This is a genomic window from Hymenobacter aquaticus, from assembly GCF_004765605.1.
GTDB lineage: Bacteria > Bacteroidota > Bacteroidia > Cytophagales > Hymenobacteraceae > Hymenobacter > Hymenobacter aquaticus.
Genome location: NZ_SRLC01000003.1, coordinates 494,046 through 510,426 on the forward strand (window position 1 = coordinate 494,046; position 16,381 = coordinate 510,426).

The window sequence follows — 16,381 nt, forward strand, 5'->3', positions numbered from 1 at the left end:
CAATTCTGATTTTATCGCTTCCATCTAACTCTATGGCTTGTATGCGTGTGCCCTCTTTTTCCGCCGTCTTTGTGTTGTTTGGCCTTCTGTTCGTTTTCTACGGCCGCCCGGTTCAGGCGCAAGTCTACGAAGGCCTCGTCCCGGATTCCACTGAGCTCCGGGTGTTGGAGCAGTTGTATTACGCCACTAAAGGTCCTGGCTGGACCAGGCAGGACCGTTGGCTATCCGGTGGCTCCATTGCCGATGCTGGGTCGTGGTACGGCGTGCAAACCAACAACTATGACATCACTGGCCTACAGCTGCCCGCCAACAACCTGGGCGGCGAGCTGCCGTCCAGCATTCAGCTCTTAATTGGCTTGCAGCATCTGAATCTGAGCGGCAACCCGGAGCTGGGCGGCCCGATTCCGGATGGCTTCGGGCACGCCCAACTCGTTACACTGGATCTAAGTTACTGTCAGCTACGAGGCCAGATTCCAGCCAGCATAGGGCAATGCACCAATCTGAGGTTTCTCAATCTCAGTTCCAACCGGATCAGTGGCGCTATTCTGACGGAAGTAGGCAATCTGCCCTTGTACCAGCTGCTGCTGGCCAATAACCGGTTGACCCGCGAAGTCCCCGCCGCACTAGGTCGCATCGGCTCCTTGGTCACGCTGGATCTGCGACAGAATGCACTGACGGGCCCGTTGCCCGATTCGCTACGCTACCTAAGCAACCTCACGTACTGCTTTCTTGACCACAACCAACTCAGCGGCCCAGTTCCGGCCGGCCTGGGAACTTGCCCAAACCTTGCTCAGCTAGACATCAGCTATAATAAGTTTAGCGGGGCGCTACCGGCTACTTTCACTGCGGCTCCTCGCCTGCACGTGCTAGCCCTGAGTCATAATGAGCTGACCTCGCTGCCATCCTGGGCGAATGCAGATGCTATTCCCGGCTTTGTTTTGGCGCAGTATAACTACCTAACGTTTGGCTCCATCGAAGCCAACTTCCGGGACGCTGGCTTACCCTGGCTGCAGCAGTTTGAATATGAGTCTCAGCTCACGCCGCCAGCCGATACCATCCGGTGCCTGAATGGCAACATAAAAGTATTGCACCGCAGCATGCCCGGGTTGCGCAACCACTACCAGTGGCAGCGGCAGATCGGCGGTGCCTGGGTTAATGTGCCCAAGGGCCAGGACACGACTCTTACCCTGTCCCCCATCACAACCTCCGATGCCGGCCTGTACCGACTTCGGGTTTGGAATGATTGGGTTACTATCTGGGGTCGAAACGTACCCCTGTACACCCGGCCCCAGTATGTAGAAGTACTGCCGTATAATCTGTTGGCAGAGAATCTGCCCGTAAATGGTGACACGGGCTGCGCCCTTACTTCCTCCCTGGCTCCACCCGTATTTGCCGGGTCTGCCGACTCCTTGCTGCTCAACTACGTGCGCACTTACAGCGCCCGCGCCGCCATCACGAGCCCCGAACAATTGGCCCGCACCACCGTTGATTCCGCTCAGGTCAAAACAGATTACCTGGATGGGCTGGGGCGCCCCGTCCAAACCGTACTGCGGCAGGAGTCGCCCCGGCGGCGCGATATTGTGCAGCCGCTGGTCTACGATGCCGTTGGTCGCCAGCCCAAAACCTATTTGCCCTACACCGCCGCCAACGGCACCGGGGCGCCGGGCGACTACCACCCCAATGCCCTGCGGGAACAATACGAATTTTACCACGATGCCCCCGCCGGACCCGGTGCGCCTACGGCTGGCCTGGCCCGCACTGGCGTGCCCTACACCGAAACGGCCTTCGAAGCCTCACCCCTGAACCGAACCGTGGCCCAGGCCGCGCCGGGCGAGGCCTGGCAAATGGCAACGGACCATGTAGTGGTGCTACGAGAGTATCCTTCGACCGGCTCGGAACAGGTGTATGACTATAGAGGAGGCCACCCGGATGTCGTGACTACCATTCCAGTAATTCCTTATTTCGATGGGGTAAATATCCACCGTCCACGGCTATATAAGCCTGGCGAGTTGTGGGTTAAGGAAACACGGGATGAAAACCACGCCCGCATTTTTCAATTTCAGGATAACAAGGGCCAGGTAGTGCTGAAGCGGGTGGAAAGCACCATTCCCGGCAAATCGACCCGGTGGCTGGATACCTACTACCTCTTTGATGAGCTGAATCATCTACGGATTGTGATACCACCCAAAGCAGAAGCCCTGCTCCGTGCTCAGCAGGGGAATCAGCAGTGGAAAATGACCCCGGCAGTTGAACAGCTGTTGTTTCGCTACCGCTACGATGAGCGGGGCCGCGTCATTGCCAAACAGGTGCCGGGAACTCAGGGCGAAACGCGGATGGTCTACGATGAGCTGGACCGGGTTATTCTGAGCCAGGATGCCGCCCAGCGCACCCGCCAGCAGTGGTCTTTCACCAAATATGATGCCCAGGGCCGGCCGGTCCTGACGGGCCTGTGCAAGCGCCCTGGCAGCCGCGACTTTCTGCAGGGGGAGGCCAATCGCAGACCACGCCAGTACGAATCCCGAACGGCAGCAGCTACGGCCCCGCACCACTACACGGTTTCGGAAGCGTACCCGCAGCTGGTTCCGACCAGCCTGTTCACCGAGCCCCAAGTGCTGACTGTGACGTACTACGACGACTACAATTTTGACAATGACCCGGCCAATACGCCGGATGCCGCCTACGATGTGCAGTACGACAGCCAGTTTGCCCGCGGCCAGGCTCCTGAGCCCGACAGCCGGGTGACGGGCCAGGTCACCCGCACCCGGGTGCGGGTACTGGGTGTGCCCGAATCCGAGCCTGGAGCCTGGCTGACCACCACGACCTTTTACGATGCTTACGCCCGGCCTATTCAGCTGCGCAGCACCAATGCCCGGGGCGGCGAAGACGTCAGTACGATGCAGCTGGATTTTACTGGCAAAGTACTGAAGAGCTACGCCGTACACTCCGACCCGAAGACGTTGCCCGTACCCGTAACCATTGCCGAAACGTTCACCTACGACCACGCCGGCCGCTTGCTGACGGATGCGCAGCAGGTTTCGGGGGAAAGCAAACCTACTGTGCTGGCGTCGTTACGCTACAACGAGCTGGGCCAACTCCAGCAAAAGCAACTGGGCCTGGGCCAGCAACGCCTGGACTACCGCTACAACATCCGGGGCTGGCTAACGCACCTGAACGACGTAGCCCACCCCGACCCGAACGACCTGTGGGGCATGGAGCTTTCCTACGAGCACGGCTTCACGCGCGACTACCGGCAGTATAATGGCAACATCATGGGGCAAAAGTGGCGCAGCAAGGCCGATACCATCACCCGCGCCTACGGCTACATCTACGACAGCAGCAACCGTCTGCTGCAAGGCGACTTCGTGGCCCGTGCTGCCACCGGCGCCTGGACGGCCGAAAAGCAAAACTACGGCCTGCACTACGTGAGCTACGACGACAACGGCAACATCCTCACGATGCACCGGCGGGGCCTGCTGGCCGCCGCTACCCGCACGACGCCCAAGCAGTACAGTACCATCGACCAGCTCACGTACACCTACCAGGGTAATCAGCTGACTTCGGTTACTGATGTCATCACCGAAAATCGTCCCAAGACTGCCGGGGCGCCCTCCCTGGCCGGCGACTTCCAGGATGGGCCGGCTACCGCTGAGGATGAGTATACCTACGATGCCAACGGCAACCTGACCGCCGACCACAACAAAGGCATCACCAGCATTGCCTACAATCATCTAAATCTGCCCCAGCGCATCGCCTTCGGCAACGACTCCATCGTGTTTCGCTACTCGGCTACCGGCCAGAAAGTGAGCAAGCTGGTCTACCAGACGGCTAAGCCCGTGCAGCAGACCGACTACGCCGGCAGCTTCCAGTACGAGCAGGATTCGTTGCGCTTTTTCCCTCATGCGGAAGGCCGGGTGCTGCGCTTCGCTAATCTGGATGCCAGTGGACAGCCCCAAGTGCGCTACACCCGTGAATACAGCCTGAAAGACCATCTGGGCAACCTGCGCGTAGCTTTCCGCCCCGGCGACGCGGCCACGTACGTGGCTACCATGGAACCAACTCCCCCTACCGTAGCCCGCCGCGAAGAGCAACAATTCGACTCGGTAAGTATTGCGAAGAATCGGTTTTACCTGGGCTTGCCCGCCCGCACCGGCACGCACGTCGCCCGGCTCAACGCCGCGCTGGGCCAGCCCCTAGGCCCAGCCAAGATGCTCCGCGTGCAGAAAGGCGACACCGTGCAAATAACGGCCCCAGGCATGTACCAGCAGGAAGTGAGCAATATTAATTACACGTTCTCCTTACTCAGCTTCGTGACTACCTTGCTCCAAAGCCAGTCAACTAATGCTCCTGGTAGCGTCGAATCATCCCACAAGCTCAAGCCCATGCCCTTTCTGGGCCTAAGCCTCTCGCTACTCCCCTTACTGCAGCAAAATGGCCGCGTCCCGAAAGGCTACGTGCGCCTGCTGGCCTTCAATCAGGATTCCGTCCTCGTCGACAGCCACACCCAGCAGCTCTCCAACGCCGCCCGCAATAACTACGAACCGCTCCACCTCAGCCTCGTCACCCCAGCTGATGGCTACGTGCAAGCCTACGTCGGCAACGACAGCGACGTGGACGTATTCTTCGACGATATCGAAGTAAAGTATAACCCTGCTCTGCTGGTTCAGGAGAACCACTATGACCCTTGGGGCTTGAATCTGGCTGGTATTGAGCGGAATAGTGGTGTTTTAGAGAATAAATTTCAGTATAATGGCAAGGAAAAACAGCTAGAGCTAGGTCTTAACTGGCAAGACTACGGTGCTCGGATGTATGACGCTCAGTTAGGGCGCTGGCATGCGGTGGATCCTTTGGCTGAGAATAGCATCTATCTATCGCCTTATCATTATGGGGGAAACAACCCTATATCCAATATTGATTTAGATGGAAAGGATTGGTACAAAAACAACGAAACAGGAGCCATTATCTGGCAGGATAGTCAAGATAAAAGCAGGGATATTGAGGGAAGCAAATACAGTAATGTGGGATCTACTTACAATCAAGATCTTGGCCAAGGAATTACATTGAATTATACTCAAAACGAAGTAACTTCGATAACGTACAAAGTAATAGATGATTCAAATTGGGTATCACAAATAGACGAAAATATAAATTGCTATGAAGCATCAGCTAGAATGTTGGAAAATGAAGGAGTACAAACTGCAGGAAGAACATCAGAAATATTGATTGTCAATCAAGGAAGCAAAGGCAGAGCAGGTCAACCAAATGAAAATGCAGCAAATGGGCTAAACTTGATTGAGGACTCTATAGAAAAAGGAAATCCAATTATGGTTGGCGTCGATTACCATGATGGTTCACCAAACAACGACAATATGACTGATCATTTCATTGTAGTATCAGGTAAGACAGAGACTGTAAAGAAGGGAATAACTACATCTACAGTCTATAACTTCTTTGATCCAAGAACAAGTCATAAAGAAAAAGGGATATCTACCTCTAACACATTACAAGTAGGAACAAATGGCAGCTTGACAGGCCAGTATGATTCCTACCATTATTCAGTCACAACAGTAAGGCGGAACCAATGAAATACTTAATTTTGATTTTTCTTATGTTTAAAACTATCGACTTCAGTGATAGTGGTTTGACATTGCTAAAAAAGGCATCAAATCTCCCTAAGGTTGAAATTCAACGAAATTTTGTAAAAACAACCCCTTACCCTGCTCAACTCAATATGCCTTTATCAAAAGAAGATTGGAATATTATTGTTACAGAAAAGACACAATGGCCCTACTCAAAACCATACGAATATCATTATTTAAACCGATCTTATTACAAAAATAATATATATGCTATAACTTATAGCAGGTTGTTTATAAGTGGCAATAATTCAAATGACATAAACGAAATAGTAATGACACTATTAAACAGCAATGGGAAATTAATTTCCTCTTTCATTATAAGGGGAAACCATGGTGATAATTTAGATTTCTCAAGCTCTATAAATAGTAAATATGAAATAAAGAGAGAAACCAACAAATATAAAATAAACCCCAAGACAAAAAAGTATGAAAGATATTCCTCAATAAAAAAATTCAAAATAAATGAAAATGGATACATATCCGTTGTAAAATAGAAAATATCATATATATTTTAACATTAAACCTTTCACCCCAGAAAATCCTTTTCCTGGGGTATGAAGAACCTGCTGCTCTCCACTCTCCTCCTCGTCCTCACCACCGCCTGCGCCCTGAAGCCGACCAACAAGCACGACGTGTTTCAGGCGCAGGCAGTGTTACCCCAGGAAGAAGCACCTCACCTGCGCAATTCGCTGGAGTGGTGGTACTTCACCGGGCACCTGAAGGACAAGGCCACCGGAGAGGTGTTTGGCGTGGAGTACGTGTTCTTCCACTTCAACCCCACCGGGAAAAAGGACTGGCAGATGGTGAACTTCGCCCTGACCGACCCGCAGCAGAAGCAGTTCCGCTACGACTATAACCTGACGAGCCTGCCGCAGCTGCTCCCGGCCACGCTGCCCCTGAACCTCTCGGAGCAGAAGAAAGCCGAGCGCTGGACGCTGACCGGGCAGGAAGGCAGCTACCACTTGCAGGCCCGCATGGCTGCCCACGCCGGGCAGGCCATCAACCTGATTACGACGCCCGCTAAGCCGGTGCTGCTGCACGGCGGCACCGGCTACGAGCAGTATGGGCCCACAGCTAGGGCTGGCTACTACAGCTACACACGCTTGGCCACGGCCGGTACTATCGAAATAGAGGGCAAGCAGCGGCAGGTAGAAGGCGAGCTGTGGTACGACCGGCAGTGGAACTGCAACTCGGTGATGGCCAAGGATTCAGGCTGGGACTGGCTCAGCATTCAGCTCGACGAACCCCGGGAGGAAATCATGACCTACCAGCTGCGCAATAACCTGACCGGGGAAGGCCTGAGCGGCGGTTCGCACCACTCGGCCAACAACCAGAACACGCACCTGGCCGCCACCGACTTTCAGCTGGAGCCGCTGGAGTACTGGCTGAGTCCCCGCTCCAAGCAGCGTTACCCCATCAAGTGGCGGCTGCGCATTCCCAGCCAGGGCTACGACCTGCTGATTGAGCCGGTAATTCCTAACCAGGAACTGAGTCTGCGCCTGTTCAAGGCCATCAACCTGCACTACTGGGAAGGCATGTGCAAGGTGACCGGGACGCACAACGGCAAGCCGGTGACGGGCAACAGTTACGTGGAAATTACTAACCCCGGCAACCCCGCCCCGCCGCGCAAAGTAGCAGCGGGAGCCGCGCAGTAGGCCCGTAACCTTAGCCGTTCAGCACGACCCGGAACGTGGTGCCTTTGCCCACCTCCGACCAGCGCACGAAAAGCTTGCCCTGGTGGTAGTTCTCGATGATGCGCTTGGCCAGCGCCAGGCCCAGGCCCCAACCTCGTTTTTTGGTGGTGAAGCCGGGCAGAAACACCGTTTCAATCTTGCTTTTCGGAATGCCTTTGCCCGTATCGGTAATATCGAGGGCAATGAGCTGCTTGCCTTTCGCGGCCCGCCGCAGGTGCAGGGTGATGTGGCCTTTGCCGTCCATGGCGTCCACGGCATTCTTGCAGATGTTCTCGATGACCCAGTCGAACAGCGGCACGTTGATTTGGGCGGGCGTGTCGGTGGGCAGGTCGGTTTTTATTTCGAACACCACCTTCTTCGACACCCGGCTTTGCAGGTAGGCAATGGCGTTTTTGGTGGCCTGTAGGATGTTTTCGTCCTTGAGCACCGGCACCGAGCCAATGTTGCTGAACCGCTCGGTGATGATTTCCAGGCGGCGCACGTCCTTGCCCAGCTCGTCCACGATGGGCTCGTTCTGCCACTTTTCCGAGTCTTTCAGGTAGGTGTGCCAGGCCATCAGGCTGCTTAGCGGGGTGCCCAGCTGGTGAGCCGTTTCCTTGGCCAGGCCCACCCACACGCGGTTTTGCTCGGCCCGGCGCGAGTAGCTAAACGAGAAGTAGGCCATGACGCCCAGGCAGGCAATGACGGCCAGCTGCACCAGCGGGTAAGTGCGCAGCTGGGTGAGCAGCTGCGAATCTTTGTAGTAGATGTAGTTGCGCAGCCCCGCCCCCAGCTCCACCACGATGGGCGGGTGCTGCAGCTTCATAACGGCAATTTCGCGGTGCAGAAACGCCAGGGCCGCCTGCTCCGAAATTCCCTTCGGAATGTCCACGTTGCGGGTGCCCAGAATGTTAGCCTCCCCATCGGTGAAAATGATGGGAATCGTGGTGTTGGCGTTGATGATTTCCTCGAACACGAAGTTGGTATTCGAGTCGACCTCCGAGTTGATGATGAAGCGCTGGGCCTTGGCGTAGAGGTCAATCTGCTTCTGCTCCCGCTCCGACAGGCGCTTAACCAGCACGTTGGTATAGACCACCGTGGCCGCCGCAATCAGGATGGCGCCCGCCAGGATGCCCAGCTTGATGCGGGACTTTTGGTCGTAGATGGGTAGCACTTGCCGGAAGAAGGAGAAAAAAGCCATGAAGCATACAGGTGGAGCCACGCTCCTAAGCGAAGGTAAGCAGCGCCGGCCGGACCGGCGCGTGTGCGGTCCTAACGGCGGAACGCGGCCGGGGTTGGCAACCCGAGGCAGCGCTTTTCGCGGCCTATCCCCACCGCCGCAGGCAACCCAAGCCGAGCGTTACCCGAGTTAGCCGCTAAATATTCATTCTCAACGAAATGATTTTTGTCAACTCGGGGTACACGAACATGCCGTTCTGAGCCCGTCAGGCCGGTTTCGCGGCTTCCTTTGCTTTCAGCCGAACCTCACGGGGTTCGCAACTGTTTCAGACTATCGAATTACGCCGTAATTTTGCCTTCTACAATACGCCGTAGCCCTAGCTATGCTCCATCCATTCAAGGCTGTTAGCCTATCGTTTAAGAAAGCGCCGCTCGAAATTCGGGAGCTGATTTCGTTGGACGAGGCCGCCTGCCGCCGCTTCCTGCATACCCTCCACCACGATCTGGGCCTCAGCGACCTGCTCGTGCTCAGTACCTGCAACCGCACGGAAATCTACTACTCCGCCGACCGCGACCAGAGCCCCGCCGTTATTGAGGCGCTGGGGCAGCTGAAAGGTCTCAGCGACGTAGCCACCTACTTCCCCTACTTCGACGTGCTCGACACCTACCAGGAGTCGGTGCAGCACCTGTTCGAAGTGGCTATGGGCCTCGATGCCCAGGTGGTCGGCGACCTGCAAATCAGCAACCAGGTGAAGCAGGCTTACCAGTGGTCGGCCGACGAGGATGCGGCCGGGCCGTTTCTGCACCGCCTGCTCCACACAATTTTCTTTACCAACAAGCGCGTCCAGCAGGAAACCAGCTTCCGCGACGGCGCCGCTTCTACCTCCTACGCCACCCTGGAGCTGGTGGAAGAGCTGACCGCCGACATTGCCAACCCCCGGGTGCTGGTCGTCGGGCTGGGCGAGATCGGGGCCGACGTATGCCGCCACTTCGCCGACAGCAAGGCCTTCACCGATGTGACCCTCTGCAACCGGACCCGCGCCAAAGCCGAAGTGCTGGCCGCCGAGTGCAGCCTGCCGATTCTCGACTTTGAGAACCTGGTGCAGGGCATGAAGGACGCCGACGTCGTGATTTCCTCGATTTCGCGCGACGCCCCCTTCTTTACCCGCGAAATGGTGGAGCGCCTGGACGTGCTGAGCTACAAGTTTTTCGTGGACCTCTCGGTGCCCCGCAGCATCGAGGCCGACGTGGAAAACGTGCCGGGCGTGCTGGTCTACAACATCGACACGATTCAGAGCAAGGCCTCGGCCGCGCTGGAGCAGCGCCTGGCCGCCGTGCCCCACGTGCGGGCCATTATTACCGAAAGCATTGCCGGCCTCTCCGACTGGACCAAGGAAATGATGGTGTCGCCGACGATTCAGAAGCTGAAGAATGCTCTGGAGCAGATTCGGCAGGAGGAAATGGACCGTTTCCAGAAGAAGATGAGCCCAGAGGAAGCCAAGCGCATGGACGAGGTGACCCGCTCCCTGATGCAAAAGATCCTGAAGCAGCCCGTGTTGCAGCTCAAAGCCGCCTGCAAGCGCGGCGAAGCCGACCAGCTCATCGACGTCCTCACCGACCTGTTCGACCTGGAAAACCAGACAACCCACGCCTAGCTCAGGCCCACTGCGTCCTTGCGAGCAGCGTGACGCAATCCATTCCCTGCTGGTGACAACCGCTCTTTTACCAGAAAGCCCCTTGCTACCCGAGTAGCAAGGGGCTTTTCACATTAGAAGGCGCGGCACGTTTCAGAGGACGGATTGCTTCAGCCTTTGGCTTCGCAATGACACACGCTTCTCATTTCTCACATTTCCCCACATCAGCACATCAGCACATCAGCACATCAGCACATCAGCACATCAGCACATCAGCACATCAGCACATCAGCACATTAAAAATTAGCACCTTAAACTCTTACCCACGAAAAAAGGACCGTCGTTGGGCGGTCCTTTTTCATTTTTTCGGCGGAAAAAACGGTTCAAGCACTACAGCGTATCGCAGCAGTCTTCGAGCGAATCAATTACGTCGAGCAGTTTGGGAATCGAGAGCGAGTAGTAAATCTTGGTTCCTACTTTGAACGAAGACAGAATACCGCGGTCCTTCAGCGTAATCAGGTGCTGAGAGGCAATGGCTTGAGGCAAATCGAGCGAACGGTAGATTTCCGTTACGGTCATCTTATCCTCTTTGCCGAGCAGGTCGACGATGGCAAGGCGCTTGGGGTGAGCCAGTACTTTCAGCATGGCAGCAGCCTTATCTACTTTCTTGGATTCTACGCGCGAGAGCAATGGTTTCATAAGGAAGTTACAACGGTGGTCCTGCGGGTGGGTCGGGCAGGAATATGCTTAATACGATATTCCTAGCTTCAAGAGTTCCGTTTCCGGAGGATTTTGCGGAGAAAATTTGATTAAACCGGTAATTCTATTAGCACAAATGCTTTTTTATTAACGGAGCTCAAAGACCCAACCGGCTTGCTAAGGGCTGCTTACCTTTGGGCATTATTTCCCACCCACCTCACTATTTTTTTTGCTGCTGATGAAAGACCTGCTGGCCAAATTCGAGAACAAGCGCCCCGAAATCGTCTTTGAATGGAAGGACTCCGAAACCGAAGCCGAAGGCTGGGTTGTGATTAACTCCCTGCGCGGCGGCGCGGCCGGCGGCGGCACCCGCATGCGCAAAGGCCTGGATAAGCGCGAAGTAGAAAGCCTGGCCAAAACGATGGAAGTGAAGTTTACCGTGTCGGGGCCGGCCATTGGCGGGGCCAAGTCGGGCATCAACTTCGACCCCCAGGACCCGCGCAAGCGTGGCGTACTGGAGCGCTGGTACCGGGCCGTTATTCCGCTGCTCAAAAACTACTACGGCACCGGCGGCGACCTGAACGTGGACGAGATTCACGACGTAATCCCGATTACCGAGGACTACGGCCTGTGGCACCCGCAGGAAGGTATCGTGAACGGGCATTACCGCGCCACCGAGCCCCAGAAGATTCAGAAGCTGGGCCAGCTGCGCCAGGGCGTGATTAAAGTAATCGAAGACGCGGCCTTTACGCCCGAGTTGAGCCGCAAGTACACCATTGCCGACCTCATCACCGGCTACGGCGTGGCCGAGGCCGTGCGCCACTACTACGAGCTGTGGGGCGGCCGCAGCGTGGCCGGCAAGCGCGCCATCATTCAGGGCTGGGGCAACGTGGGGGCCGCCGCCGCTTACTACCTGGCGTCGCAGGGTGCCCTCATCACCGGCATCATCGACCGGGCCGGCGGCCTGCTCAAGCCCGAAGGCTTCACTCTGGCCGAAATCCGCCAGCTGTTTCTCGACCGTAAAGGCAACGCCCTGACAGCCGACAACCTGCTGTCGTTCGAGGAAATCGACCGGCAGGTGTGGACCTCGGGCGCCGAAATCTTTATTCCGGCCGCCGCCTCCCGCCTCGTCACGCGCGAGCAGATCGAGCAGATGATTCAGCACGGGCTGGAAGTAGTGAGCTGCGGCGCCAACGTGCCCTTCGCCGACCCCGAAATCTTCTTCGGCCCCACCGGCGAGTATGCCGACCAGCACGTGAGCATCATTCCCGACTTCATTGCCAACTGCGGCATGGCCCGGGTGTTTGCCTACCTGATGGAAACCAACGCCGAAATCACCGACCAAGCCATCTTCGGCGACACTTCCCGCATCATTCGCCGGGCCCTGGAGCGCACCCGTCAGCAAGGGGGCAGCACCACGGGCGTGGCCCAGAAGTCGTTTGAAATGGCGCTGCGGCAGCTGGTGTAATTGAAATATGGTGAAATGTGGAAGAATGAGTGAAATGTGTCCGCTCTGACGATATCTATCCTTTTTTCACATTTTGCCCATCTGCCCACATTCCGCACATTGCCTTTATGACCCTGCACGAAATTCTGAACATCCGTTTTCTGGGCAACAACCTGGGCGCGTATCTGACGTGTCTGGGCATTCTGCTGTTTGGCTACGCATTCAAGACGCTGCTGTCCCGGCTGTTGTCCAAGCTGGTGTTCCGCTTTATCCGGCAGCGCACCGAGGGCGTAAGCGAGCTGCAGTTTCAGGCCCTGCTGATTCAGCCCGTTTCCATCGTGGTGTTTCTGGTCACGGTGTATCTGGCGTTTCAGGTGCTCGATTACCCGGTGCGCAGCTCCGAGCTGACGCGCAATGACCCCTGGCCCCAGGTGGCGCTGTTCCGGCTCTACCAGATGGGCATCATCTTCGGCTTGGCCTGGATTGCCCTGCGCCTGGTCGACTTTCTGGAGCTGGTATTCCGCCGCCGGGCCGAGACGAGCGTGTCGCGCCTGAACGACCAGCTGATTCCCTTCGCCAAGGACTTGCTGAAAGTGCTGGTGCTCACGTTTGCCTTTCTGGTGATGCTGGGCCGTGTGTTCGGCGTCAACGTCACGGCCCTGATTGGGGGCCTCGGCATTGGTGGTCTGGCCGTAGCTTTTGCCGCCAAGGAAAGCCTGGAAAACCTGATTGCCTCGTTCACCATCTTCCTCGACCGGCCCTTCGCCGTGGGTGATTTGGTGGAAGTAGGCGGCGTGACGGGCACCGTGGAGAAAGTCGGTTTCCGGAGCACCCGCCTGCGTACGGCCGAGAAAAGCTACGTGACGGTGCCCAACAAGTCGATGATTGACAAGCCGCTGGATAACCTTTCCCTGCGCACGGCCCGGCGCGTCACCTTCACCCTGGCCCTGAGCCACGCCACCAACAGTGAGCAGCTGCGCGGCATCGTGCAGGAGGCCCAGCGCGTCATTCAGGAGTACCCGCTGACCAGCAACGACGTGCAGATCAAGTTTTCGGCCCTCACGCCGGCGGCCAAGGAAGTCACGGTGCAGTACTTCGTGGAAACCACCAATTACGAAGAGTACCTGAACGTGAAGGAAGAGCTGAACTACCGCCTCGTAGAGCTGGTCGAAAAGCACGGCGGCTCGTTTGCCAGCACCGGCACGACCATCGTGCAGCTGCCCAACGCCGACCGGCTGCGCGGCCTGCAATCCTCCGAGCAGCACGTGTTGTAGCTGTTCACCACGCCACAGGCAACTACGCAAAAAACCCCGACAGCAACCTGTCGGGGCTTTTTGTATGCTAGTGTGAGGTCGTCTTAGCGCCCGAACAGGCCGCCCAGCAAAGAACCCATGCCGCCGCCGAGCAGGCCGCCCAGTCCGCCACCACCCGCGCTGCGGGGGGCCGAGCCGGGTACGCCACCCAGGCCGCCCAGAATGGAGGTGAGGGAGCCCAGGCCGCCACTGCCCACGTGCGAACCTTGCTGCGGAACGTTGCCGTAGGAGCCGCCGCCGCCGCCGCCGCCCAGCACGCCGCTCAGTAAGCCGCCGCCGAGCAAGCCGCCCAGCAAACCGCCCATCGAGCCGCTGCCCATGACGTTGCCAGCCGCGCCGCCGAGCAAACCGCCCATCGTGCCGCTGCCGCCCAGCACGCTGCCCAGGCCGCCACCCATGCCGCCCATGCCCGACGACTGGCCGCCGCGGTTCATGACGCCGGAAATAACCATCGGGGCCACTACGCCGAGCAGGCCGGCCATCAGGGCGCCTTTCGGAATGCCCACGCTGCCCAGCTTATCGGTAATGCCGCTCAGGAAACCTTGCTTGCCGGGGTCATTCGCGTCGTGCGGCACCGAGGCCGCCTGGTCGACTACGCTTTCCAGCGCCTTGGTTTGCTGCTGATTGACGCCGAGGTAAGCGGCCATTTTGTTGACCATCTCCTCTTCTGTATTGGAGTAGGCACCATCGGCCCGGGCAAAGCTGATCAGGTCGGTGATGAGGGAGAAGCGCAGGTCGCTGCCGCGCAGCGTGTCGAGGTTCTGCTTGATGCTTTCGTTGGTGGCATCCTTGGCGGCCGCCAACACCTGCTGGGTAGCCCCACCGGAAAGACCGGCCGTGTGGGACAGCTGCTGCAGAAATTCCACTTCCGCCGCCGAGGCTTCGCGGTCGGCCGAGGCCAGGCTGGCAATAACACTCAGGTATGCGGCTTTTTCCTGATCGGAGTAGTTCTGCAGGAGTTGGGTATCGTTCATGGATGAAGGAAGAAAGGGTGAGAGAACAAACCAAAAACCTTAACGGCAACCGGCTGATTAGGTTGAGCCCACCCGCCGGCCGCCGCCCAACCACGCAGCCGGCGTTTTTTTCGCTTGCCGGCCGCACGTTGCAACCCGGATTGAAAATTCTGATTGTAAAACAGTTGCGCAATTTCGCCATCCGGCAAAATATTTTTTACCGCGTTTTTTTGGGCAAATGGTTGCGTAATCGAAAACAGCCCACCATATTTGCATTCCCAAACGGGACCCCGGGAGATTAGCTCAGCTGGTTCAGAGCATCTGCCTTACAAGCAGAGGGTCACTGGTTCGAACCCAGTATCTCCCACCAAAAAAAGCCACTTCGCCGCCAGGCCGAGTGGCTTTTTTGGTTTTACCCCATCTTGCTGTTCTGCTGCGCGCCGGGAGCGTGTTACCAATTGCCGAAACCTCACGCTGCTGGCCCCGGCCGGCGGCGAAGGCGCTGCCAGACGATAAGCGGGAACAGCAGCAGGGCCGGCTCGGCGAAGTAGCGCCAGCGGAACCCGACGAAAAATACCAGACTGAGCAGCCACACGGCCAGCAGCGGCGTGAGCAGTAGCACATCGGCGCGCCGGAACCGCAGGCCCCGGTAGCGGCTAACGGTCAGCAACAGAGCGGCCAGAAAAGCCAGGTGCACGGCCGCCGTGACGGGATGGTAGCCGGTGCGGGGCGCGTCGGCAATGAAGTTTTCGGGCGCGAAGAACAGGGCTGTTTTTCGCCCCCACAGCCAAAGCTCGGCCGCCGGGTTAGCGCGCACCCAGTGCTGGGCCAGCGCCGCCCGGGCCTTGCTTTCCTGGTACTGGTTCAGCGAGTCGAGGCCGGGAATGTGGGCTCGAACGAACTGGTCGAACGGGCCGGTGCGCTCATCCCAATCGAACATGAAGCGGCCCCGGGTCACGGGGTTGTGGCCTTGCAGCAGCTCGAAGCCAGCCTGGTTGCTTAGCGTCCAGGCCCCGAACAGCCGGTGATTTTTCAGCAGAATGGGCGCGTGGGCCAACCCCAGCAGCGCCAGAGTCAGCAGGGCCGCGCGCCAGGCAGCGGCCAGCTGGGACCGGGTTTGGCGCACGGCCAGCAGCAGCCAAACGGCAAACAGCAGGCCATACACGGCCAGCAGATACCCCCGCAACAAACAGGAAAGCGTGACGCTGCCGGCCAGCAGCAGCGCATCGGGCCAGCGCAGGGGCCGGCCGCCGAGGTGCCGCAGCAGCTTGTAGACCACCAGAATCAGCAGGGGCAGCGTCAGGTTTTCGTACCACATGTAGGCCCCGATGTAGTAGACCACCGAGGGTGTGACGGCCCAGCCTAACGCCCCGGCCCAGGCGACGGGCGGAGCTACCCCGAAGTAGCTCAGGGTGCGCTGCACGTACAGTATACCCAGGCAATAGGCGGCCACGCTCAAGGCAAATACCAGCAGGGTGAAGTAGTGCTTGGGCAGCCCGGCCTTTTGCCAGCCGACGTAGACAAACACCGGGAAGCTGGCGTGAAACGAGTCGGGGCGCAGCACCTGCCGCTCGGGGTCGAGGCTGACGTAGCCGCGGCCGGCCAGGTAGTTGTCGGCAATGCGGCCGTTGCGACGCTCGTCGTAGTTCCACTCCAGCCCCGGGTTCAGGCGTAGCAGCAAGGCCAGCTTGAGCACGGCCAGCACTACCATTACAAGCCAGATAAAACGGGGCACAGAACGCAGCACGGAGCAAGGAGTATAAGCCAGAAGCCAAAGGTTGTGATTTAAACCGGGCCCCGGAATAGCGCCGGCGCAAAGTATGCCGCATCCGGGCCGCAGGTAGTAC

The 16,381-nt window shown here is 57.8% G+C and carries 10 protein-coding genes and 1 tRNA gene; 7 read left to right on the forward strand and 4 right to left on the reverse strand.

Annotated elements, in window-relative coordinates; translation table 11 throughout:
- The first annotated feature begins 41 nt into the window (after positions 1-41).
- From E5K00_RS23000 to E5K00_RS21895, 3 genes are read left to right on the forward strand one after another with little or no spacing between them, the layout of a single operon-like run.
- Positions 42-5,582 carry a DUF6443 domain-containing protein gene (locus E5K00_RS23000; protein ID WP_210114353.1) on the forward strand — a complete coding sequence of 1,847 codons (5,541 nt, stop codon included), beginning with the start codon at positions 42-44 and terminating at the stop codon, positions 5,580-5,582.
- A 23-nt stretch (positions 5,583-5,605) separates the two neighbouring features.
- A complete protein-coding gene (locus tag E5K00_RS21890; protein ID WP_135465446.1) occupies positions 5,606-6,130 on the forward strand; it encodes a hypothetical protein in 525 nt (174 codons plus the stop codon).
- 60 nt (positions 6,131-6,190) lie between these two features.
- Positions 6,191-7,291 carry a lipocalin family protein gene (locus E5K00_RS21895; RefSeq protein WP_135465447.1) on the forward strand — a complete coding sequence of 367 codons (1,101 nt, stop codon included), beginning with the start codon at positions 6,191-6,193 and terminating at the stop codon, positions 7,289-7,291.
- 10 nt (positions 7,292-7,301) lie between these two features.
- Here E5K00_RS21895 and E5K00_RS21900 read toward each other — a convergent pair whose 3' ends face one another.
- Positions 7,302-8,510, reverse strand: coding sequence for a sensor histidine kinase (locus tag E5K00_RS21900; RefSeq protein WP_135465448.1), 1,209 nt, complete (start codon positions 8,508-8,510; stop codon positions 7,302-7,304).
- Between the two features lie 361 nt (positions 8,511-8,871).
- Here E5K00_RS21900 and hemA point away from each other — a divergent pair, with 361 nt between their 5' ends.
- Complete coding sequence (hemA, locus tag E5K00_RS21905; RefSeq protein ID WP_135465449.1) at positions 8,872-10,143, forward strand: glutamyl-tRNA reductase; 1,272 nt, start codon at positions 8,872-8,874, stop codon at positions 10,141-10,143.
- Positions 10,144-10,512: 369 nt separating this feature from the next.
- Here the strand turns inward: hemA and E5K00_RS21910 are convergent, their stop codons facing one another.
- The gene (locus E5K00_RS21910) at positions 10,513-10,821 is read right to left on the reverse strand and encodes an ArsR/SmtB family transcription factor (protein WP_086594744.1); all 309 of its coding nucleotides are present in this window, start codon (positions 10,819-10,821) and stop codon (positions 10,513-10,515) included.
- 238 nt (positions 10,822-11,059) lie between these two features.
- On the opposite strand from E5K00_RS21910, the gene E5K00_RS21915 reads away from it, so the two are divergent.
- A complete protein-coding gene (locus E5K00_RS21915; protein ID WP_135465450.1) occupies positions 11,060-12,289 on the forward strand; it encodes a Glu/Leu/Phe/Val dehydrogenase dimerization domain-containing protein in 1,230 nt (409 codons plus the stop codon).
- Between the two features lie 107 nt (positions 12,290-12,396).
- Positions 12,397-13,542, forward strand: coding sequence for a mechanosensitive ion channel family protein (locus tag E5K00_RS21920; RefSeq protein WP_135465451.1), 1,146 nt, complete (start codon positions 12,397-12,399; stop codon positions 13,540-13,542).
- Positions 13,543-13,625: 83 nt separating this feature from the next.
- Here the strand turns inward: E5K00_RS21920 and E5K00_RS21925 are convergent, their stop codons facing one another.
- Positions 13,626-14,555 carry a TerB family tellurite resistance protein gene (locus E5K00_RS21925; RefSeq protein ID WP_135465452.1) on the reverse strand — a complete coding sequence of 310 codons (930 nt, stop codon included), beginning with the start codon at positions 14,553-14,555 and terminating at the stop codon, positions 13,626-13,628.
- A gap of 271 nt (positions 14,556-14,826) precedes the next feature.
- Here E5K00_RS21925 and E5K00_RS21930 point away from each other — a divergent pair.
- Positions 14,827-14,904 (forward strand) — tRNA-Val (locus E5K00_RS21930).
- A gap of 99 nt (positions 14,905-15,003) precedes the next feature.
- Here E5K00_RS21930 and E5K00_RS21935 read toward each other — a convergent pair.
- Positions 15,004-16,269, reverse strand: a complete 1,266-nt coding sequence (locus tag E5K00_RS21935) for a hypothetical protein (protein WP_135465453.1) — start codon at positions 16,267-16,269, stop codon at positions 15,004-15,006.
- Between the last annotated feature and the right edge of the window lie 112 nt (positions 16,270-16,381).